The organism is Nocardia mangyaensis (assembly GCF_001886715.1).
Lineage (GTDB): Bacteria > Actinomycetota > Actinomycetes > Mycobacteriales > Mycobacteriaceae > Nocardia > Nocardia mangyaensis.
The window spans coordinates 6,879,954-6,898,764 of the sequence record NZ_CP018082.1 but is presented as its reverse complement, the minus strand read 5'-3'; the positions used below and the strand labels follow the sequence as shown (position 1 = coordinate 6,898,764).

General features: G+C 67.4%; 21 protein-coding genes, 1 pseudogene and 1 riboswitch. Of the genes and pseudogenes, 9 read left to right on the top strand and 13 right to left on the bottom strand.

Annotation, left to right across the window (positions count from 1 at the left end; translation table 11 throughout):
- Position 1 precedes the first annotated feature (1 nt).
- From BOX37_RS31315 to BOX37_RS31305, 3 genes are read right to left on the bottom strand one after another with little or no spacing between them, the layout of a single operon-like run.
- Positions 2–853, bottom strand: a complete 852-nt coding sequence (locus tag BOX37_RS31315) for a glycosyltransferase family 2 protein (RefSeq protein ID WP_071930755.1) — start codon at positions 851–853, stop codon at positions 2–4.
- Positions 854–893: 40 nt separating this feature from the next.
- Positions 894–1,682 carry a site-2 protease family protein gene (locus tag BOX37_RS31310; RefSeq protein WP_071930754.1) on the bottom strand — a complete coding sequence of 263 codons (789 nt, stop codon included), beginning with the start codon at positions 1,680–1,682 and terminating at the stop codon, positions 894–896.
- Entirely contained in the window at positions 1,679–2,338 is a 660-nt protein-coding gene (locus BOX37_RS31305) for a hypothetical protein (RefSeq protein WP_240505125.1), read from the bottom strand. The genes BOX37_RS31310 and BOX37_RS31305 overlap by 4 nt, the downstream gene beginning before the upstream one ends.
- Before the next feature lie 266 nt (positions 2,339–2,604).
- On the opposite strand from BOX37_RS31305, the gene BOX37_RS31300 reads away from it, so the two are divergent.
- Both BOX37_RS31300 and BOX37_RS31295 read left to right on the top strand, forming a co-directional pair.
- Positions 2,605–3,894 (top strand): adenylosuccinate synthase, encoded by a 1,290-nt coding sequence (locus tag BOX37_RS31300; RefSeq protein ID WP_071930753.1) that lies wholly within the window; start codon positions 2,605–2,607, stop codon positions 3,892–3,894.
- A 254-nt stretch (positions 3,895–4,148) separates the two neighbouring features.
- The gene (locus BOX37_RS31295; RefSeq protein WP_071930752.1) at positions 4,149–4,442 is read left to right on the top strand and encodes a hypothetical protein; all 294 of its coding nucleotides are present in this window, start codon (positions 4,149–4,151) and stop codon (positions 4,440–4,442) included.
- 111 nt (positions 4,443–4,553) lie between these two features.
- On the opposite strand, the gene BOX37_RS31290 is transcribed toward BOX37_RS31295, so the two are convergent.
- The 3 genes from BOX37_RS31290 to BOX37_RS31280 all read right to left on the bottom strand — a co-directional run bounded on the left by BOX37_RS31290 (position 4,554) and on the right by BOX37_RS31280 (position 6,452).
- Positions 4,554–5,372: an alpha/beta fold hydrolase gene (locus tag BOX37_RS31290; RefSeq protein ID WP_071930751.1), complete on the bottom strand. Its 819-nt coding sequence runs from the start codon at positions 5,370–5,372 to the stop codon at positions 4,554–4,556.
- A 187-nt stretch (positions 5,373–5,559) separates the two neighbouring features.
- Positions 5,560–6,132: a methylated-DNA--[protein]-cysteine S-methyltransferase gene (locus BOX37_RS31285; RefSeq protein ID WP_071932040.1), complete on the bottom strand. Its 573-nt coding sequence runs from the start codon at positions 6,130–6,132 to the stop codon at positions 5,560–5,562.
- 47 nt (positions 6,133–6,179) lie between these two features.
- Complete coding sequence (locus tag BOX37_RS31280) at positions 6,180–6,452, bottom strand: hypothetical protein (RefSeq protein WP_071930750.1); 273 nt, start codon at positions 6,450–6,452, stop codon at positions 6,180–6,182.
- Positions 6,453–6,513: 61 nt separating this feature from the next.
- Here BOX37_RS31280 and yczR point away from each other — a divergent pair, with 61 nt between their 5' ends.
- Both yczR and BOX37_RS36360 read left to right on the top strand, forming a co-directional pair.
- Positions 6,514–8,016: a MocR-like transcription factor YczR gene (gene yczR, locus BOX37_RS31275; RefSeq protein WP_071930749.1), complete on the top strand. Its 1,503-nt coding sequence runs from the start codon at positions 6,514–6,516 to the stop codon at positions 8,014–8,016.
- A 19-nt stretch (positions 8,017–8,035) separates the two neighbouring features.
- Positions 8,036–8,128 (top strand): annotated as a pseudogene (locus BOX37_RS36360) (type II toxin-antitoxin system PemK/MazF family toxin); the annotation flags it as partial.
- Between the two features lie 70 nt (positions 8,129–8,198).
- Here BOX37_RS36360 and BOX37_RS31270 read toward each other — a convergent pair.
- Together BOX37_RS31270 and BOX37_RS31265 are read right to left on the bottom strand one after the other, a co-directional pair.
- Entirely contained in the window at positions 8,199–8,441 is a 243-nt protein-coding gene (locus tag BOX37_RS31270; protein ID WP_071930748.1) for a hypothetical protein, read from the bottom strand.
- 72 nt (positions 8,442–8,513) lie between these two features.
- Positions 8,514–9,611 carry a CaiB/BaiF CoA transferase family protein gene (locus BOX37_RS31265; protein WP_071930747.1) on the bottom strand — a complete coding sequence of 366 codons (1,098 nt, stop codon included), beginning with the start codon at positions 9,609–9,611 and terminating at the stop codon, positions 8,514–8,516.
- 126 nt (positions 9,612–9,737) lie between these two features.
- On the opposite strand from BOX37_RS31265, the gene BOX37_RS31260 reads away from it, so the two are divergent.
- Positions 9,738–10,220, top strand: coding sequence for a DUF456 domain-containing protein (locus tag BOX37_RS31260; RefSeq protein WP_071930746.1), 483 nt, complete (start codon positions 9,738–9,740; stop codon positions 10,218–10,220).
- Here BOX37_RS31260 and BOX37_RS31255 read toward each other — a convergent pair.
- On the bottom strand, positions 10,217–11,089 hold the full coding sequence (locus BOX37_RS31255) for an amidohydrolase family protein (RefSeq protein ID WP_071932039.1): 873 nt from the start codon (positions 11,087–11,089) through the stop codon (positions 10,217–10,219). The two genes, BOX37_RS31260 and BOX37_RS31255, sit on opposite strands and share 4 nt — an antisense overlap.
- Before the next feature lie 258 nt (positions 11,090–11,347).
- The gene (locus BOX37_RS31250) at positions 11,348–12,763 is read right to left on the bottom strand and encodes an FAD-dependent oxidoreductase (RefSeq protein ID WP_071932038.1); all 1,416 of its coding nucleotides are present in this window, start codon (positions 12,761–12,763) and stop codon (positions 11,348–11,350) included.
- 236 nt (positions 12,764–12,999) lie between these two features.
- On the opposite strand from BOX37_RS31250, the gene BOX37_RS31245 reads away from it, so the two are divergent.
- The 3 genes from BOX37_RS31245 to BOX37_RS31235 all read left to right on the top strand — a co-directional run bounded on the left by BOX37_RS31245 (position 13,000) and on the right by BOX37_RS31235 (position 15,270).
- A complete protein-coding gene (locus BOX37_RS31245; protein ID WP_071930745.1) occupies positions 13,000–13,458 on the top strand; it encodes an Rv0361 family membrane protein in 459 nt (152 codons plus the stop codon).
- Positions 13,459–13,503: 45 nt separating this feature from the next.
- A riboswitch (SAM riboswitch) is annotated at positions 13,504–13,620 on the top strand.
- Between the two features lie 14 nt (positions 13,621–13,634).
- Positions 13,635–14,051, top strand: a complete 417-nt coding sequence (locus BOX37_RS31240; protein ID WP_071930744.1) for a rhodanese-like domain-containing protein — start codon at positions 13,635–13,637, stop codon at positions 14,049–14,051.
- Positions 14,052–14,061: 10 nt separating this feature from the next.
- Positions 14,062–15,270 carry an O-succinylhomoserine sulfhydrylase gene (locus tag BOX37_RS31235; RefSeq protein WP_071930743.1) on the top strand — a complete coding sequence of 403 codons (1,209 nt, stop codon included), beginning with the start codon at positions 14,062–14,064 and terminating at the stop codon, positions 15,268–15,270.
- Positions 15,271–15,319: 49 nt separating this feature from the next.
- On the opposite strand, the gene BOX37_RS31230 is transcribed toward BOX37_RS31235, so the two are convergent.
- Positions 15,320–16,654, bottom strand: a complete 1,335-nt coding sequence (locus tag BOX37_RS31230; RefSeq protein ID WP_071930742.1) for an MFS transporter — start codon at positions 16,652–16,654, stop codon at positions 15,320–15,322.
- A 157-nt stretch (positions 16,655–16,811) separates the two neighbouring features.
- Between BOX37_RS31230 and BOX37_RS31225 the strand changes: the two genes are divergently transcribed.
- Positions 16,812–17,345 carry an STM3941 family protein gene (locus BOX37_RS31225; protein WP_156910642.1) on the top strand — a complete coding sequence of 178 codons (534 nt, stop codon included), beginning with the start codon at positions 16,812–16,814 and terminating at the stop codon, positions 17,343–17,345.
- 24 nt (positions 17,346–17,369) lie between these two features.
- On the opposite strand, the gene BOX37_RS31220 is transcribed toward BOX37_RS31225, so the two are convergent.
- Both BOX37_RS31220 and BOX37_RS31215 read right to left on the bottom strand, forming a co-directional pair.
- Positions 17,370–18,467 carry an SPFH domain-containing protein gene (locus tag BOX37_RS31220; RefSeq protein WP_071930741.1) on the bottom strand — a complete coding sequence of 366 codons (1,098 nt, stop codon included), beginning with the start codon at positions 18,465–18,467 and terminating at the stop codon, positions 17,370–17,372.
- Between the two features lie 37 nt (positions 18,468–18,504).
- Positions 18,505–18,720 (bottom strand): hypothetical protein, encoded by a 216-nt coding sequence (locus BOX37_RS31215; RefSeq protein WP_071930740.1) that lies wholly within the window; start codon positions 18,718–18,720, stop codon positions 18,505–18,507.
- Positions 18,721–18,811 lie beyond the last annotated feature (91 nt).

The window sequence follows — 18,811 nt, the reverse complement described above, 5'->3', positions numbered from 1 at the left end:
CTCAGTCGCCGATCGGCGAGACCCTGGGCCGCCCGGACCGCAGCGAGAACCGCTTGCGGTTGAAGTCCCAGACCCGGTAGATGGGCCACTGCGCGGTGTGCATGAGCCAGGCACCGGTGATCACGGCCCGATGGAACGGCACCACCCGGTAGCCCTGATTGGCGATGGTCCGCAGACCGTGCACCTGGTACTGCCACCACACCGACGGCGGGGTCTTGCGGCGGCGGGCCGAGATCTGGGCCCGCAGCCGGGGCAGCTGGTCGATGCGCAGCTTCGCCTTGCTCAGGCACAGGGCCAGATCGAGGTCCTCGTGCAGATCGCGGCGGGTGGTGGTCGCCTCCTGCACCTGCTGCCAGGCGGATCGCCGGATGGCCATGTTCGCCCCGTGCACATTGCCCACGGGCTGGTCCTTGATCAGGCCGAGGCGTTCCTGCGCGCCGATCGCGGCGGCGAGGAAGACGCCGATCGGGGAATCGTGATAGGTGCTGATGCCGGTCACCGCCATGGTGCCCGGATTCGCGTCGAGGTGCTCACACACGGTCGCGCCCCAGTCGGGCGCGACGAGGGTGTCGGCGTCGATCCGGCCCAAGTAGTCGCCACGAGCCTTGTCGAAACCGAGGTTGCGCGCGTGTGCGACACCGGGGTTCGGCTCGTCGAGTAGTTCGATCTTCGGATGTAGGGCGGCCAGCTCGGCGACGATCTCCCGGGTGCCGTCGGTGCTGCCGTTGTCGACGACGACGATCTCGTCGATCGACTCCTGGCCGACCAGGCGCTCTAGACAGGCGGTGATCCCCGACGCCTCGTCGAGGGTGGGGACGATGACCGAGAGGACAGCAGATTCAGTATTGCCCATGCGCGTTTCCGTTCGTGGGTCGTGGCTGACCCGCAGGCTGTCAACGCCAGAAGCGAGTCAATTGGCCGCCGTAGGCAGCCCAAACATCAGGTACCCCGGACAGTTCGAACAATGCATACACCGCGTCGAAGAACACCTGATTAAGCGGGCTGAAAAAGATGACAGCGAAGAGAATCAACATGCCGTATGGCTTGATCTGCTCGAGCGCGCGCCGCGTCTCGTACCGCAGCGACGGCTCGATGATGCCGTAGCCGTCCAGGCCGGGAATCGGCAGGATGTTCAGCAGGAAAGCCGTGATCTGCAGGAACGCGAGGAAGCTGAGGCCAGTCCAGAACGCGGGATTCTCGGTCACCGAGCCGAACATCCGGATCACGATCAGCAGCACCACCGCGCACAGGGCGTTCGAGGCGGGGCCGACCGCGCTGACCAGCCGCTGCACCTTCGCGCTGAACCGGCTGGTGTTCACATACACCGCGCCACCGGGCAACCCGATCCCGCCGAGCGCGATGAACACCAGCGGCAGTCCGATCGAGAGCACCGGATGGCTGTACTTGAGCGGATTCAGCGTGAGATAGCCACGCACCTCCACCTCGTGATCACCCGCCCGCCACGCCACATAGGCGTGCGCGAACTCGTGTAGGCACAGGCTGATGATCCAGCCGAACACCACCAGGACGAACACCCCGACCTTGGCCTGCCACGACTGGATGTCGGCGTTCCAGGCCAGCGCCCCGCCGAGCACGGTGATCGTCACGATGAGCAGGAACACCGGGCTCGGTCGCACCGCGCCGTTGCCGGTCCGCCGGTCGGTGGGGAAGGAGTACGTCATCGCACCAGAAGCCAGGGTTGTTCGAAGCGGTAGAAGGTCGAGCGGGGCACGGTCCGTTCGGCGGTGATCCCGTCGCGGGTGACGATCCCGCCCGGCGTGCCGAGCTGTGCCGCGCGGCCCGAGACCCAGGTGCGCTTGCGCAGGCCCTTGCGGACGCGCGCGCGGACACCAGGCATGGTCATGGTCGGCGAGATGAGCATCGTGGTCACCGTGCCGGTGAACAACAGGGCGTCGTCGACGTAGGCCTCGCCCTCGAGCTTCGCGCCGTCGACGCCGGTGATGCTGGCCCGGCCGACCAGCACGGTGCCGGTGTCGTCACGGATCAGCGGGGTCTCGATGGCCCGGCCGTCGAGGGCGATCTTCGCCGCTGCATTGCCGGTGGCGGTCTGATACACCCGGGAGGCATAGGTGGTCTCGACCGGCACGAAACCCACCTCGACGTGCAGCCGTTCGGTGCGCATCAGATGGGTGAGTACGGCGGCCAGTGAGGCATCGGCGCCGAGCACGATCAGGCGCGGCAGGCTGTCGGCGGCGAGCACCGGGAGCAGTTCGTCGATCACCGCGACATCGGGCACCCGGCCGGTCTGCGTGGTCGGCACCGAGGCGAGCGCGATCGGGACCGGGATGTCACCACATCGGAGAACGTGGGTACTCAAACTGCGGTACACCCTCCTCGATCGGGCCGACGGTATGTCGCCCACAAGCACATGGCAAACCCCCTGCCGACCAGTAACCGTAACCGATCGTGGTGCGCGCGGTGGGCGGGGGTCGGCGCGCTCGGACGGGGCAGGTCGGCCGACCCCGATCGCGTGTAGCTAGACTGTGTCTCCGGCCACCGCCTCAGTGATTGGACGCGCCAGCGTCCTACGGCAGGTAGCTGCAGTACTGCATGTGCTGCCGTCGATCTGTAGGAGACTCCGAAATGCCGGCTATCGTCCTCATCGGCGCCCAGTGGGGCGACGAGGGTAAGGGCAAAGCTACCGACCTGCTGGGTGAGCGGTTGCAGTGGGTGGTCCGATACCAGGGCGGCAACAACGCCGGTCATACGGTGGTTCTTCCCAATGGTGACAAGTTCGCGCTGCACCTGATCCCGTCCGGCATCCTCACCCCCGGGGTGAAGAACGTCATCGGTAACGGTGTCGTGGTCGATCCCGGCGTGCTGCTCGACGAACTCGCGGGTCTGGAAGAGCGCGGTGTCGACACCTCCGGCCTGCTGCTCTCCGCCGACGCGCACCTGATCATGCCGTACCACGTGGCCATCGACAAGGTCACCGAACGCTTCCTGGGCAACCGCAAGATCGGCACCACCGGTCGTGGCATCGGCCCCTGCTACCAGGACAAGGTCGCCCGCGTCGGCGTCCGCGTGGCCGATGTGCTCGACGAGAAGATCCTCACCCAGAAGGTCGAGGCCGCCCTGGAGTTCAAGAACCAGGTGCTGGTGAAGATCTACAACCGCCGCGCGCTCGACCCGCAGCAGGTGGTCGACGAGGTGCTCGACCAGGCCGAGTCGTTCAAGCACCGCATCGCCGACACCCGCCTCGAGCTGAACCTGGCGCTCGAGCGCGGCGACGCCGTGCTGCTGGAAGGCTCGCAGGGCACCCTGCTCGATGTCGACCACGGCACCTATCCGTTCGTCACCTCCTCGAACCCGACCGCCGGCGGCGCTGCGGTGGGTTCGGGCATCGGGCCGAACCGGATCGACACGGTGCTCGGCATCCTCAAGTGCTACACCACCCGTGTCGGCTCGGGTCCGTTCCCGACCGAGCTGTTCGACAACTTCGGTGAGTTCCTGGCCAAGCAGGGTGGCGAGGTGGGTGTCACCACCGGGCGCGCGCGTCGCTGTGGCTGGTTCGACGCGGTGATCAGCCGGTACGCCACTCGTGTCAACGGGGTGACCGACTACTTCCTGACCAAGCTGGATGTGCTGTCCGGGCTGGATACCGTGCCGATCTGCGTCGCCTACGAGATCGATGGCGAGCGGGTCGAGCAGATGCCGACCACGCAGACCGGGTTCCATCACGCCAAGCCGATCTACGAGGAGATGCCCGGCTGGTGGGAGGACATCTCCCATGCCCGCACCTTCGAGGAACTGCCCGCCGCCGCACAGGCGTATGTGCTTCGGCTCGAAGAGCTCTCGGGTGCGCGGATCTCGTGCATCGGTGTCGGTCCCGGCCGTGACCAGACGATCGTCAGGCACGACGTGCTCGGCTAGTGTCGTTGTCGCGAACGGCCCCTTCCCCGTCGGGTAGGGGCCGTTCGCGTGCACGGGGCGCGCCCCGCCGATCGTCATCGAGGAGTTGCACCTCCCCGAGCCGGTCGAGCCGGTCGCCCCCATCGCTCCGCCCCCACGCACTCTGCGCGTCGGCGAGTTCACCACCCCGGTCCCGGACGATTTCCCGCCGAGGTCCTCGACCGCGTCAACGGCACCGGGGTACGGTCGGAACGGGTGTCGGACGGAGGTGACTGATGTCGGTGCGTGGCGGTTTCGCCTGCTCGGCGGTGTTCGCGGTCGCCGTGCTGGCTGGTTGCGCCGGTCCGGAGACACCGGCTCCGGCGCCCAGTGTCTCACCGGTGAGTTCGGTACTTCCACCTGCGCAGACCCTCGCGCCCACCCAGCAGCGCTACGAGCGCATTCGCGGCATGCTCTACACCGTCGGATGCGCGAGCAACAGCTGCGTGCAGACCTACTTCGCCTGTATGGACGGCTACCTCACCGGCGACCCGTGCCAGCTCTACCGTGACAACCCGCCACCGCCCTGACGCGGCCGACCCACGCCTCGACCTGAACCGTTGATCACCACGCTCTGGTGGCGGTCGCTTTCGGCCGATGCTCACCTGAGAGCGTGGTGATCAACGGTCCAAAGGCGCGGGCTACTTCGCGCGGGTGAGGAATTCGCCGACAGCGGGGGCGAGGATGGCGATCTTCGGGTCGTGGCTCACGCCGGGGAGTTCGGCGAACTCCGCGTCCTTCAGAATCTCGGCGGCTGCCTTGGCGCCCTTGGTGAGCATCGGCACGGTGCGATCGCCCGCGAGCACCAGCACCGGAACCTCGACACCACTCCAGTCGGCGGCCTTCAGTTTCTCGCCGCGCATGTACGGCCGCATCACCGCCCAGTCGTGCGCGGTCGAGTTCGATGTCTCCGTGAGCCGCTTCCAGAACGGGGTCACCCGCATCACCCCGACCATCATCAACGGCATGCCCATCGCCTTGGTCATGTAGTACCGCACCGTTTTGTCACGCTTGCCCTCGGCGATCATCGGGTGCAGCTTGTCGGCCAGATCCTTCGGCGGCACACGGTCTTTCGGGTCGACCACGAACGGCGGCTCGAACGCGACCACCTCGGTGATCCCCGGTACCGATTGCGCGGCCAGCAGGGCGAGCACGGCGCCCGAGGACCAGCCGAACAGCGCCGCCTTCCCGCCCGCGACCTCGACCAGCGCCGCGATGTCGGCGATCTCGTTGGCCGGGTCGTACACGCCGGGGGAGTCGGTGCTGTCGCCGCGCCCGCGGCGGTCGTAGTTCAGCACGGTGAGGTCGTAGTCGTCGGCCAGTGTTTGCGCGAGGTCGATCATCGACGGGAACTTGCGGTAACTGAACGCGCCGCCGATGAGGATGACCGTCCCGGCCGCGCCTTCGCCCACCCGGTCGTAGGCGATCGTGGTGCCGTCGGCCGACGTCACAGTCTGCATGAGGTGTTCCTCTCGATTTCGGGTCGTGTGACCTCCGCGCTCGACGGTACGCGACCGTCTCGCCCGCAGGTCCGCACGGGTTTCGCTGCCGGCGGACACACCTGCCGAGGAGTCGGCGCGCGGCCACCTACCCGTTCCGACGGCGGCGGCCGGGGAAACTCATCGGTACGTCATCGAGGGAATCCGATCAGAACAGCATCGGCTCACCGAAGCCCGGCGCGCGCTCGATCTCGAGCAGCCGGGCCTTGGTGCCGATGCCGCCGGGTGCCGAGAAGCCATGGAGTGCGTGATCGGCGGCGAGGACGCGGTGGCACGGGATGACGATCGGAATCGGGTTGCGGCCCAAAGCCTGCCCGACGGCCTGCGCCGAGCCGGGTGCGCCGAGGCGGGTGGCGATGTCGCCGTAGCCGAGGGTTCGGCCGGGGTCGATCTCGCGGGTCACCGCGTACACGGCGCGATGGAACTCCGGCACCCCGCGCAGGTCCAGTTCGATCCAGCGCAGCGCGTCCAGCGACCCGTCCAGATGGGCCCGGATACCCGCGATCGCCGCGACGATCGCCGGCCCCGGCTCGCTCTCGTCCACGGGTGCCCCGCCGAACGGCCGGGTGATCCGGGCGAGCGTTTGTTCCTCGCTGGCCTCGGGCAGTTGGAACCGCACGACGGTGTCGCCGTGCCAGGCGATCGCGCACAGGCCGATCGCGGTGTCGAACAGCGCCGCGACCACCGATTCGGTCCGAGTGGAATCAGTACCGGAACTCATGATCACAGTGTGCGCCGAGCCGGTGACACCTTCCGATCGCCCCTGGATCACGCGGCGAGTGGCCCGCACTTCTCCGTATCGACAGGTCCAGTTTCCGATAACTGGACCGAGTTGTCGGCGCCGACGGAATCCGGCTCGGTCTCGCGTGCCCGGATGGCCGCGAGATCGCGATGAAGCCGCTGATCATCGTAGGTGCCGAAGGCTCGATCGTGCGGCGAGGACGGGAACGGCCAGCACCGCGGCTCGCTCGCCTTCGGTGCGAAATGGTGGACCGCCAGCCCGAAGGCAAGGGCAACGGCGAGGGTTAGGAGTGTGGCCATGCCGCAAGAATCCTCCGACTGGCCTTGCATAGAAATAGCCACTCACGGAATACTGGATGTTATGGCGACAAGAGTGATCGGCGCGGCGGGTCTGGCTCGAGACCTCGGCCGGTGGCGTGACCCCGAGCCCGACGGCGATTCCCCCGAGCGCCGTCCGCACCGGCCCGCCTATCTGGCGCTGGCCGAGGCCATCCGGCTGCTGATCCACGACGGCCGCGCCCCGCTGGGCGTCGCCCTGCCTAGTGAGCGCGATCTGGCCGCCACGCTCGGCGTCAGCCGCACGACCATCACCTCCACGTATTCGCTACTGCGCGAACACGGCTATCTGATCAGTCGCCAGGGCTCGCGCAGCACGGTGGCGCTGCCGCCGACCATCCGCAACGACGGCAGCTTGCACGCCCGCGGCATCATGGCCCTGATCGCCCAGCCCGAGCTGCCGACCATCGACATGACCTACGCGGCGATGTCGGCCCCGCCCGAGCTGCACGATGCGTATTCGACTGCGCTGCACGGGCTCCCGCCCTTCCTCGGCACGCACGGCATGGACCCGGTCGGTGTCCTCGCGCTGCGCGAGGCGCTGGCTCGCCGCTACACCGCGCGCGGCCTGCCCACCGAACCCGAGCAGATCCTGGTGACTCTCGGCGCGCAGCACGGACTCCGGCTGCTGCTCAACGTGCTCACCTCGCCCGCCGCGCGTGTACTGATCGAGCACCCCAGCTACCCGAACGCCATCGAGGCGATCCGCGATGTCGGCGCCCGGCCCATCCCCGTTCCGCTGCGGCCCGAATTCCCGGATGCCGGCTGGGATCTCGAGGGTTTGCGCAGCACCGCACGGCAGACCGCGGCCACCTTGGCCTACCTGGTCCCCGACTTCAACAACCCCACCGGTCTGCTGCTCGACGAGGCGGGTCGCGCCGAACTGGCCGCCATCGCCCGCGACACCAGGATGACCATCGTCGTCGACGAGTCGATGGGGGAGCTGAATCTGTCCGACGCGCCGATGCCTCCGCCGGTCGCCGCGTTCGCGAAGGGTGCGGAGATCGTCACGATCGGCTCGGCGTCGAAGTCGTTCTGGGGTGGCCTGCGGGTGGGCTGGATCCGCACGAATCAGGCGCTGATCACCAAGCTCCTCGGCATCCGCGCCACCGTCGACCTCGGCACCCCCGTCATGGACCAGCTCGCCACGGTCCACCTGCTGGAGAACGCCGACCCCATCCTCGACCGCCGCCGCGCCCAGCTGCGCGCCCAGCGCGCCACCCTCCTCGACGCCGTCGCCGAGGACCTCCCCGGCTGGCACATCGCCCCTGGCGCCGGCGGCATGTCCGTCTGGGCCCAGCTTCCCAGTCCGGTGTCGACCGCCCTGGCCGCCACCGCCCCCAACCACGGCGTCCTCCTCGCCGCCGGACCACGATTCGGCGTCCAGGGCGCCTTCGAACGCTTCGTCCGACTCCCCTTCACCCACCCCGAACCCGAGCTCCGGCTGGCCGTGAAATCCATCGCCGCAGCCTACGAAGCCCTCACCCCCCGAGCCGCCGAACCCCTCCAACCGCTCACCTGCTACTGATCATCACTCAGCGCATCACATCGGGTTCGGCGCGAAACCGTGGCTGATCGTCTCCAACAACCGCCGCAACCGCCACCTCGCCGACGTCTTGGGCACCCTGCTCGGAACAAGTCACGCCCGCAACGATTCTGGCGGTGAACACGGCGCTGAGGCTCGTGCTCGCCATCCCGTGATCCCGGTGTTCAGCCGAATCCGCAGGGTCGATGGTCGGCCGAGGCAGGGGTGTTCGGTTCGGGCCGGACGGTCTCGTAGCCGACACCGAACATGAACAGTGTCGATACCAGGAACCCCACTGTGGTCAGCGGCACCGCGATGACACTGCGCGCCGAGGGGAACCGGAGCAGCAGGACCAGCAGGCACACCAGGGCGATGCTGGTCGCCAACAGGAGGCCGGTCGCCAGGCCGTTGAGCGCGGTGACGACCACCGGGACCGGAACCTCGCGCCGACAACGGGATTCGAGTAGCTGGGTCTGGCGGGAGCCGAGCAGGCCGGGAAATCAGTCAGCCCAGACCGTTTCGATCGGTGTCGCCACGGTGGGCGGCGGGGTCGGGATGCCGCCGGGGGTGCGCGAGAAGCGGGGGGCGGGCGCGTGCTGGACGACGCCGTCGATCTCGATCAGGCCGGTGCGGGCCGCGATGTGCGGGTTCTCGGTGGCCTCGGTGAAGGTCAGCACCGGGGTGGTGCAGGCGTCGGTGCCGTCGAAGATCGCGGCCCATTCGTCGCGGGTCCTGGTCTTGAACTTGTCGGCGAACAGCTTGCGCAGCTGCTCCTGACCGTTCGGGTCGATCTGCATCGGCAGACCTTCCGGATCGATCTCGAGACCGGCGAGGAGCTCGGCGTAGAACTGCGGCTCGATCGCACCGACGGCCATGTACTTGCCGTCGGCGGTCTCGTAGGTGTCGTAGAAGGCCATGCCGGTGTCGAGCAGGTTGGTGCCGCGCTCGTCGGACCACAGGCCCACCCCGCGCATGCCCCAGATCATGTGCGAAAGGGCAAGTGCCCCATCGATCATCGCCGCGTCGATCACCTGGCCCTTGCCCGAGCTCTGCCGCTCCACCAGCGCGGCGAGCACGCCGAACACCAGGAACATCGAGCCGCCACCGAAGTCGCCGACCATGTTCAGCGGCGGTACCGGCCGCTCACCCTTACGGCCGATGGCGTTGAGCACACCGGTCAGCGAGATGTAGTTGATGTCGTGGCCGGCCCGATCGGCCAGGGGGCCGTCCTGGCCCCAGCCGGTCATCCGGCCGTAGACCAGGCGCGGGTTGCGGGCCAGCGCCTCGTCGGGGCCAAGGCCCATGCGCTCGGTGACGCCGGGGCGGAAGCCCTCGAGCAGCACATCGGCCTTCTCGACCAGATCGAGGATCTTGGCGACGTCGGCGGGGTCCTTCAGGTTCGCCTCGACGATGGTCCGCCCGCGCCACTGCGGGCGCTCCATGAAGCCGGGCAGCTGGTTGGGGCGTTGCACGCGCACCACGTCGGCGCCGAGGTCGGCCAGCAGTAGTGCGGCGTGCGGACCCGGCCCGATCCCGGCCAGCTCGATGACCTTGATGCCCGCGAGGGGCCCCTGCTTGGCGGTGGACTCGGTGCTCACGCCTGACCTCAGTTCGTCGTCGAACAGTATTGACGCTTCGACAATAGCGTTGGGATGGCGGCTCGGGTAGGCCATGGGCCAGAATTCGAGGCGCGCGACTCGGCGCGGATACGGGAGGACCCGGTAGTGAGCGTGTGGGGTGAGGTCGTTGTCGGCCTCGTCATTCTGGTCGGCATCGCCGGCATCATCGTGCCGATCCTGCCGGGGGTGATCCTCATCTTCGCGGCGATCGCGGTGTGGGCGTTCATGACCGGCGGCGCGACGGCCTGGACGGTGTTCGCCATCGCGACGGTCGCCTTGGTCATCTCTGGCGTCGTGAAGTACACCTGGCCGGGCCGGCGGATGCGCGAGGCGGGAGTGTCGAACAAGGCGCTGCTGATCGGCGCGATCCTCGGCGTGATCGGTTTCTTCGTCATCCCGATCGTCGGCCTGTTCATCGGCTTCGTACTCGGGGTGTACCTGGCCGAGCTGTACCGCCTGAAGACCAATGAGCTGGCCTGGCCCGCGACCGTGCACGCGCTCAAGGGTGTGGGTCTGTCGATGCTGGTCGAACTGTTCGGTGCCCTGATCGCCTCGGGCGTCTGGCTCACCGGAGCCATCCTGGCCTAGCGCTCGATGACCGGCAGTGGGCGCGTCGTCGCGTCCGCGCCGGGCAGTTCGTCGCGGGGGATCGGCACGGTCGGGTTGTCGGTGCGCGGCATCGGTATCGTCGGCGCCGGGTCGGCCACCGCGCGCTCCACGGCGGGCAGCCGGTAGAACTCGCGGGCGTTGTCCTCGAGCACGGCGTGCAGATCGGCGCCGACGACATCGCAGATCAGGTCGATGTCGGCATCGTCGAACGGTCTGCCCGCGCGGGTGCCGGGCAGATCGGACCCGAACATCAGCGCACCGGGGTTCACGGTGTGGATCCGGCGCAGCGTGTCGGCCACATCCATCATCTCGACCCGGCCGAACCCGGTCGCCTTCACCCTGGCCCCGCGATCCACCAGATCCAGCAGATACGGCAGCCCCTCAGCGGACATCCCGAGGTGGTCGATGGACAGGGCGGGCAGCTTGGAGATCACCGGCTGCAGCGAGGCCAGCATCTGACCGTCGATGTAGAGCTCGACATGCCAGCCGACCAGTTCGTGTGCGCGCAGCGCCTGCAACGTCATCTCGGTGATGTCGGCGGCGGCGCGCTTGAGGTTGAAGCGCAGCGCGCGCACCCCCGCCCGGTCCAGCTCGAGGATGTCGTCGTCGGTGGCGTCCAGGTGTAGCCGGGTGACGCCGACCCAGTCGGGACCGAGCGCGGCCAGCGCGGCCGTCAGGTACGTCTGATCAGTACCTTGGAAAGACGCGCTGACCACAGCACCACCGCGAATATCGAAGCGCTCCATGCGCTTTCGGTAATCCGCGATGACATAGGGGTCGGGTAGGTAGCCTTCGTTCTCGATCAGCGGGTACCGCGGATCGATGATGTGGACGTGGGCATCGAACAGCGCTCGTGGAGCGCTGGCGCGCTCGAGTTCGCGCCCCTGCGGGTCCCGACGATCAGGCACCGTGGCTTGCTCCTTCGTCGCCTACGCCACGGCGCCTGATCGTCGGGACGGGCGCGAACCGCCGCTGCGCGGCGGACCCTCCTCGAGGTCGGGTCGTACGGGGCTGGTGGTGCGGTTGGTGGCGGACTCGAGTATAGGTTTGTGGCGCGGTACCGGCACACCGAGGTTTGCCGGTACCGCGCATCGTGGAGCGGCGGATCAGGCCTTGTTGGGCTCGGACGCGCGGAGCATGTCCTCGCGTTCGACGACCTTGACCCGTTCACGCCCCTCGGGCTCACCCAACGCCCGCTCGTGAGCATCGAGGCGATACCAGCCCGCCCACGTGGTGAACGGAATACCCTTGCCCTCGAGGAACTCGGTCACCGCATCGAGCTCGGGCTTGGGCGCGGGAGCGAAGTCCTTGGCGTCATCGAGCAGGCAGGCGATGGTCTCGTTGGCATCACCCTTGGTATGGCCGATCAAACCGACCGGACCACGCTTGATCCAACCCGTGACATAGGTCGCGGGCATGAAACGCGCCGAACCCTGCGCGGTGTCATCACCGATCACCCGACCGGCCTCGTTGGGCACCGTGCCGGCCTGATCATCGAAGGGCAACTGGTTGACGTTCTGCGACAGGTAACCCACCGCCCGGTAGATCGCCTGCACATCCCACTGCCGGAACTCACCGGTGCCCTTGACATTGCCGGTCCCGTCGAGCTGGGTGCGTTCGGTCTTGAGCCCGACGACCTTGCCGTCGGAGCCGAGGATCTCGGCGGGGGACTCGAAGAAATGCAGGAACAGTTTGTGCGGGCGATCACCCTGATCACGGATCGCCCACTGCTCGAGGGTGTTGGCGACCATGTCGACCTGCTTGGAGTTACGGCGGGCGGCCTCAGAGCCCTCGTCGTAGTCGATGTCCTCGGGATCGACGATGACCTCGATGGTCGGGGAATGGTCGAGTTCGCGCAGTTCCAGGGGGGTGAACTTGGCCTGGGCGGGGCCGCGACGGCCGAAGACGTGGACCTCGACGGCCTTGTTGGCCTTGAGCCCGTGGTAAACGTTGGGCGGGATCTCGGTCGCCAGTAGCTCGTCACCGGTCTTGGCCAGGACCCGGGCCACGTCCAAGGCCACGTTGCCCACACCCAGGACCGCGACCTTTTCCGCGTCCAGCGGCCACGCGCGGGGCACGTCGGGGTGTCCGTCGTACCAGGACACGAAGTCCGCGGCACCGTAGGAGCCGTCGAGGTCGATACCCGGGATCGCCAAGGCGCGGTCGGCGTTGGCGCCGGTGGAGAAGATCACCGCGTCGTAGAACTGACGCAGGTCATCGAGGGTGATGTCGGTGCCGTAGTCGATGTTGCCGAGCAGGCGGACCTGGTCTTTGTCGAGGACCTTGTGCAGGGCGGTGATGATGCCCTTGATCCGCGGGTGGTCGGGGGCGACGCCGTAGCGGATCAGCCCGAACGGTGCGGGCATGCGTTCGTAGAGGTCGATCGAGACCTCGGCGTCGGACTTCATCAATGCGTCGGCGGCGTAGATACCGGCCGGGCCCGCGCCCACGATCGCGATGCGAAGCGGGCGGGTCGTCGCGGTGTTCGCGTCAGGCCCGGAGGCGGCAGCCTGCGTACCCACGGAGGGATCGCGAACATCGCCAGTGGACTGAGCACTTTGTTCGGTCATTTCTACGCGCACCCTTTGGTCGAGAACTGTTGACGGCGTCAATTCAGCCTAGGCTAACTTGACTATCCGGCTGCTGGCAGCTGCCATCGACGTCGGCAGCAGGCCGCACGACGGCGATTCTATCTGCGGCGTTGTGGCCACCCGGCGTGCGGTGTGGTTGTCCGGGCCGGGTCTGTCAGGATTACAGCATGAACGATGAGCAAACAGGCTCGGATGACCAGCCCATCGTGGTGGATCAGACCGACAAGCGTTCCATCGTCCCGTTCGTCGCGGCCGCGGTGGTGGCGATCGTGGTGCTCATCGGCATCGTGCTCGGTGGGCTGCTCTCACCCGCTGAGAAAAATGTCACAGAGGCCGATCGTCTCGCGGCTGCCGTCACCAACTATATAGACGCGCGTTCGCGCAGCGAGCTGCGTCCGCCGCCGGGTGTCGCGTGCCCCGGCTTCGACGAGGAGGAATCCGGCCTCACCCAGCGGCTCGGCGGCCCGGAATCGGCTGTGTCGATCGACAAGAAGGGTTTCGCGAACCCGACCGTCAACGGCGACAGGGCCAAGGTCGACGCGACCGTCCAGGTCGACGGCAACGACTCGATGAGCACCTGGACGCTGACTCGCGTCGATGGCGACTGGCTGGTCTGCACGCACTGAACTGTTTGACACGGTGACCTGTGGCGAGGCAATCTCGGATCGCAAGGTCATGAGTGCCAGCGTCAAGCCCCGGCTCGCTGGTCGGCAACCCTCCTCCGCGGCGGGGTGCTCCGGGTGACGACCTGGCCGTGTGCCGGATTCCCGCCACGGCAAGAGCGGATTCAGTAGGAGGCGACATGACTTACGCTGGCGACATCACCCCCGAGCAGGCGTGGGAGATCCTGAGCGAGCATCCCGACGCGGTACTCGTGGACGTGCGCACCGAGGGTGAGTGGGCCCAGATCGGCATCCCCGACACCAGTTCCATCGAACGCCCGGCGCATTTCATCGAGTGGGTCGACGGCACCGGCACCCGCAATCCGAAGTTCGGCGCACAACTCGAACAGGCCCTGGGTGAGCGCCCCGCGGACGCGCCCGTGGTGTTCCTGTGTCGTTCGGGTCAGCGCTCCGCGCACGCGGCGAACCTGGCGACCGCGGCGGGCATCGCCCCGTCCTACAACGTGCTCGACGGTTTCGAAGGCGGTCCCGACGTGTTCGGACAGCGTGGGAGCGCCGGCTGGCGCGCCGTCGGCCTGCCGTGGCGTCAGGCATAGGGAGAACAGCATGATCACCGGTGGTTCGTTCGACAAGCCACTGCCCGAGGGCGTCGGCCCCGCCACTCTCGGCGTCCGTGGCGGCCTGCGCCGCTCGGGTTTCGAGGAGACCTCCGAGGCGCTGTACCTGACCTCCGGATTCGTCTACGAGAGCGCCGAGGCCGCCGAGGCCGCGTTCACCGGCGAGGTCGAGCACTTCGTCTACTCCCGCTACGGCAATCCGACCGTGTCGATGTTCGAGGAGCGCATCCGGCTGCTCGACGGCGCCGAAGCGGCCTTCGCGACCGCCTCGGGCATGTCCGCGGTGTTCACCGCGCTCGGCGCGCTGCTGAAGGCGGGCGACCGGCTCGTCGCCGCGCGCAGCCTGTTCGGTTCCTGCTTCGTGGTGTGCAACGAGATCCTGCCGCGCTGGGGCATCGAGACGGTCTTCGTCGACGGTGACGACCTCGAGCAGTGGGAGCAGGCGCTCTCGGTGCCCACCCAGGCCGTCTTCTTCGAGACCCCCGCGAATCCGATGCAGACCCTGGTCGACGTGCGTAGAGTCACCGAGCTCGCGCATGCCGCGGGCGCGAAAGTGGTGCTGGACAACGTCTTCGCCACCCCCTTGCTGCAGCGCGGCTTCGAACTCGGCGCCGACGTGGTCGTCTACTCCGGCACCAAGCACATCGACGGGCAGGGCCGCGTTCTCGGCGGCGCCATCCTCGGTTCCAAGGACTACATCGACGGCCCCGTCAAAACCCTGATGCGCCACACCGGTCCCGCCCTGAGTCCCTTCAACGCCTGGACCCTGCTCAAGGGCCTGGAAACCATGCCGCTGCGGGTGCGCCAGTCCACCGATTCCGCACTGAAGGTCGCCGAGTTCCTGGCGACCAACAAGTCGGTGAACTGGGTGAAATACCCCTTCCTGGAATCACATCCGCAGCATGCCCTGGCCATCGAGCAGATGTCGGGCGGCGGCACCGTCGTCACCTTCGAACTCGCGGGCGCTGACGGCAAGAAGCGCGCCTTCGAGGTGCTGAACCGGCTGCGCATCATCGACATCTCCAACAACCTCGGTGACGCGAAGACCCTCATCACCCACCCCGCCACCACCACCCACCGGGCGATGGGTCCGGACGGCCGCGCCTCGATCGGCCTGAGCGACGGCGTGGTTCGCATCTCCGTCGGCCTCGAGGACCTCGAAGACCTCCTCGGCGATCTCGACCACGCACTGAGTTAGCGCCAGGGGCGGTTGCCTGACCCGGCAACCGCCCCTGACCTGTCTTCGCTTACAGCACAGCGTCTTTCGTTTCGGCCAGAGCCCACGTGCAGATCAGGCTGACGACGCCGAGGACCGCGAGCATCACACCGATCGCGATGCTGCCGTATGCCGCGGCGAGCGGTGTGGCGATCAGCGGCGGAATCGCGCCACCCAGCACCCCGGCCAGGTTGTAGCCCAGACCGGCGCCCGTGTAGCGGTACCGGGTGTGGAACAGCTCGGGAAGCAGTGCGCCGCAAGGGCCGTAGGCGATGCCGAAGATGGCGAGCGTGATCGCCACCCCGATCGCGAAGGCCACGGGCGAGCCGGTGTCGATCAGCGGGAACAGCGCGAGCGACCAGACGATGGCCGCGGCACACGACGTCATGATCACCACGCGCCGCCCGATCCGGTCGGAGTAGAGGGCTGATACGACCGTCGTCGCCCCGAAGACCACGGCGGAACCGACGCCGACCAGCAGGACGAAGGGCCGGTCGTGTCCGAGTGTCTTGGTTCCGTAACTGGTGAGGTACGCGGTACCCATGTAGAACATCGCGAACAGCATCGCGATCGAACCCGCCGCGAGCAGGATCTCCTTGCGCTGTTCCTGCCAGGCGTCCAGGAACGGCAACCGCTTCGGTGACGTCGACTCGTCGGTCTGCTCCTGCTTCTGCTGTGCGCGGAACACCGGAGTCTCCTCGATGGCGAGGCGCATGTAGAGGCCGATCGCGACGAGCACGATCGAGAAGATGAACGGAATTCGCCACCCGTAGTCGAGGAACGCGCTGTCGGTGTCGCCGAGGACGGCGCCGGTGATCAAGAAGGTCCCGCACGACAACAAGAAGGCGATCGCGGGCCCGATCTGTGGGAAGAGCGCGTATTTCCCGCGTTGGCCCGGTGGTGCGTACTCGGCGGTGAGCAGCGTGGCGCCCGCCCACTCGCCGCCGACGGCGAAGCCCTGGCAGAACCGCAGCAGCACAAGGAGTATCGGCGCCGCGACACCGATCGTGCTCGCGCCGGGCAGCAGTCCGATGAGCAAGGTGGACAAGCCCATCAGCAGCAACGTCGAGATGAGCGTCTTCTTCCGCCCGATCCGATCGCCGAAATGACCGAACAGCATCGAACCGGCAGGCCGAGCGATGAAGGCGACGGCGAAGGTCGCGAACGACGCGACCGTCCCGGCAGTCGCTCCCAGCGCCGGGAAGAACACGGTGGGAAACACCAGCGCGGCCGCGGTGCCGTAGATGAAGAAGTCGTAGAACTCGATGGTCGTGCCGATACAACTGGCAATCGCGACTTTGCGTACGCTGGTCGGCTTCTCGGCCGCTCGCTCCGGCGGCGGCCCAGCCTTACTCGTGAGAGTCACCGTTTTCCTCCAAGCTCGTAGCGGCACTCGAACTGTCCGCCAGGATGTTGGAAGGGTAGTGATCGGCATCACACGCCGGGCACCCCCGGAAAGGGGTGGTTCACCCCCCAGCAGTCATGGGCTGCGGGTGGGGTGAGCGGAGAATTACACTGCGGGCATGAGTTCTGGGGGAGTGCCGCGACCGGCCACGTACTACTACCCGTCGGTGCTGTACCTGGTGGGGATGATCGCGGGAGCGGCCGCTCTCGTCGCGGGCGGCATCTGGGTTGTGCTGTCCGGTGACGCTCCGCTGTTTCCGCTCGTCGCGAGTGTGCTGGGCGTTCCGTTCTTCACCTGCGCCGGCGTATTCCTGGCAGCCCGCCTGATCCTGCGCAAGCCGGAACTGGTGTTGACCGACGACGGTCTGGTCCACCGGCAATACGGCCGGATCGGATGGGATGAGGTCACGCACGCGCGCATTCAGACCGTGCGCACGTCAGCGTTCTCCCACGCCCGCTTCCTCCAGCTCGGCTTGCATGATCCGGATGCGTTCTACGCCCGAAGTTCCCGATGGCTGCGGTTGATGGCCAAGGCCAACCGGAGGCTCGGGTACGGCCAGGCGAACTTGGCGGGGTCCACGCTGGGCGCACCGCTCGAGCAGGTACTGAACGCGATGCGGACCTACCGGCCGGGCCTGGTCATCCTCGAATAGCCGAGCACGGCCGGTAGGGCGTGCTCAGACCTTGTCGACCTCACCGTTCGACAGCGCCTTCTGCAGGGAGTTGAAGACGGTCAACCCCTGGCCGACCATTCCGTTGACGAGTTCGCCGACGCCGTCCGGTCCGTTGAGGACGGTGAGGTTGGCGTTCGCCAGGCCGGTGGAGGCCTGCTTGACGATTTCGGGGAGCTGTTCGATCAGGAGCTGGTCGAGGGCGATGCGGTTGTTGGAGGCGGCGGCATCGGCCTGGATGCGGGTGCGGGCGGCTTCGGCCTCGGCGAGAATGCGGACGCGCTCCGCTTCGGCCTGCGCGGGTTTCACCACTTCGGCCTGGAGTTCCTGTTCGCGCAGGTCGGCGTTCTTGCGGGCCTGCTCGGCCTGCGCGGTGAGGACTTCCTGACGGGCGATGGCGTCGGCGAGCGGACCGGCCTGTGCCGCTTCGGCATTGGCCTTGTCGATGTCGCGCTGGTACTGCGCCTGCAGCAGGGAGGTCTCCCGCTCGTACTCGGCTTGCCGACGCAGTGACTCCTGCTCGGCTTCGGCGGAACGCTGGGCCGCCTGGGCCTGGGCGATCTGCGCGTCGCGTTGTACGGCCGCATTGTGCGGTGCGGCAAGGGCATTGATGTAGCCGAGGTTGCCGTCGTCGATGGACTGGATCTGGAAGGAGTCGACCCACAGGCCGATATTGCCCATCTCCACCTTCGAGGCCACCAGCACCTCGTCGGCCAGCTTCTGCCGCTCGCGGATGATCTCCTCGACCGTCATCGAGCCGACGATCGAGCGCAGGTGGCCGGAGAAGATCCGGCCCGTCAGGACCGACATCTCACGTTCCTGCTCGGACAGGAACCGTTGTGCCGCATTGACGATCGATTGGGTGTCGTTGGCGACCTTGAACGCGATCACCGCGCGCACGTCGAGCTGGATCGCCTGCTTGGTGACGCAACGTTCCTGGATCTCGGACTCGAACATGGCCAGCGACAGGTAGCTGACCTTGCGGAAGAACGGAATCACCCAGGTGCCGCGACCGATGATCACCTTGAACGGCGTGTTGTCCTTGCTCTTGGCGCCGCTGACCAGCATCGCCTCGTCGGGATCCGGCACGTGATAGCCCAGCATGTGAGCCCCTCCCTCGTCTTCAGTTCTCTTGCGGTGGTTACGGTGTGAGCGGAATCCAGACGACGACATCGACGATCCGGCCCGGGTTGACCGCCACGATCAGCACGGTGGTCCCGGCCGCGATCGGCTCGTCGGCACGCGCGATGTAGAGTTCCGTGCCCCCGCGAATCGCGACGAGCACCTCGCCCAGCGCACCCGCGGCCCGGATCGGCGAGGTGATGGTGCCCGTCAGGCCGTGCACCGGATCGGTCATCGCGGCGGAACCTCCTTGTGTCGCACACCGAATGGACTCAGCGTACGGATGTCGGGATGCGGCCGGGTAGCAAAAACTTTATTGACAGCAT

Bases quoted from the DNA above. Each gene is read 5' to 3' on its own strand.
- BOX37_RS31315 (WP_071930755.1), bottom strand. From the start codon at position 853: ATGGGCAATACTGAATCTGCTGTCCTCTCGGTCATCGTCCCCACCCTC.
- BOX37_RS31310 (WP_071930754.1), bottom strand. From the start codon at position 1,682: ATGACGTACTCCTTCCCCACCGACCGGCGGACCGGCAACGGCGCGGTG.
- BOX37_RS31300 (WP_071930753.1), top strand. From the start codon at position 2,605: ATGCCGGCTATCGTCCTCATCGGCGCCCAGTGGGGCGACGAGGGTAAG.
- BOX37_RS31295 (WP_071930752.1), top strand. From the start codon at position 4,149: ATGTCGGTGCGTGGCGGTTTCGCCTGCTCGGCGGTGTTCGCGGTCGCC.
- BOX37_RS31290 (WP_071930751.1), bottom strand. From the start codon at position 5,372: ATGCAGACTGTGACGTCGGCCGACGGCACCACGATCGCCTACGACCGG.
- BOX37_RS31285 (WP_071932040.1), bottom strand. From the start codon at position 6,132: ATGAGTTCCGGTACTGATTCCACTCGGACCGAATCGGTGGTCGCGGCG.
- BOX37_RS31280 (WP_071930750.1), bottom strand. From the start codon at position 6,452: ATGGCCACACTCCTAACCCTCGCCGTTGCCCTTGCCTTCGGGCTGGCG.
- yczR (WP_071930749.1), top strand. From the start codon at position 6,514: ATGGCGACAAGAGTGATCGGCGCGGCGGGTCTGGCTCGAGACCTCGGC.
- BOX37_RS31245 (WP_071930745.1), top strand. From the start codon at position 13,000: ATGAACGATGAGCAAACAGGCTCGGATGACCAGCCCATCGTGGTGGAT.
- BOX37_RS31240 (WP_071930744.1), top strand. From the start codon at position 13,635: ATGACTTACGCTGGCGACATCACCCCCGAGCAGGCGTGGGAGATCCTG.
- BOX37_RS31235 (WP_071930743.1), top strand. From the start codon at position 14,062: ATGATCACCGGTGGTTCGTTCGACAAGCCACTGCCCGAGGGCGTCGGC.
- BOX37_RS31225 (WP_156910642.1), top strand. From the start codon at position 16,812: ATGAGTTCTGGGGGAGTGCCGCGACCGGCCACGTACTACTACCCGTCG.
- BOX37_RS31220 (WP_071930741.1), bottom strand. From the start codon at position 18,467: ATGCTGGGCTATCACGTGCCGGATCCCGACGAGGCGATGCTGGTCAGC.
- BOX37_RS31215 (WP_071930740.1), bottom strand. From the start codon at position 18,720: ATGACCGATCCGGTGCACGGCCTGACGGGCACCATCACCTCGCCGATC.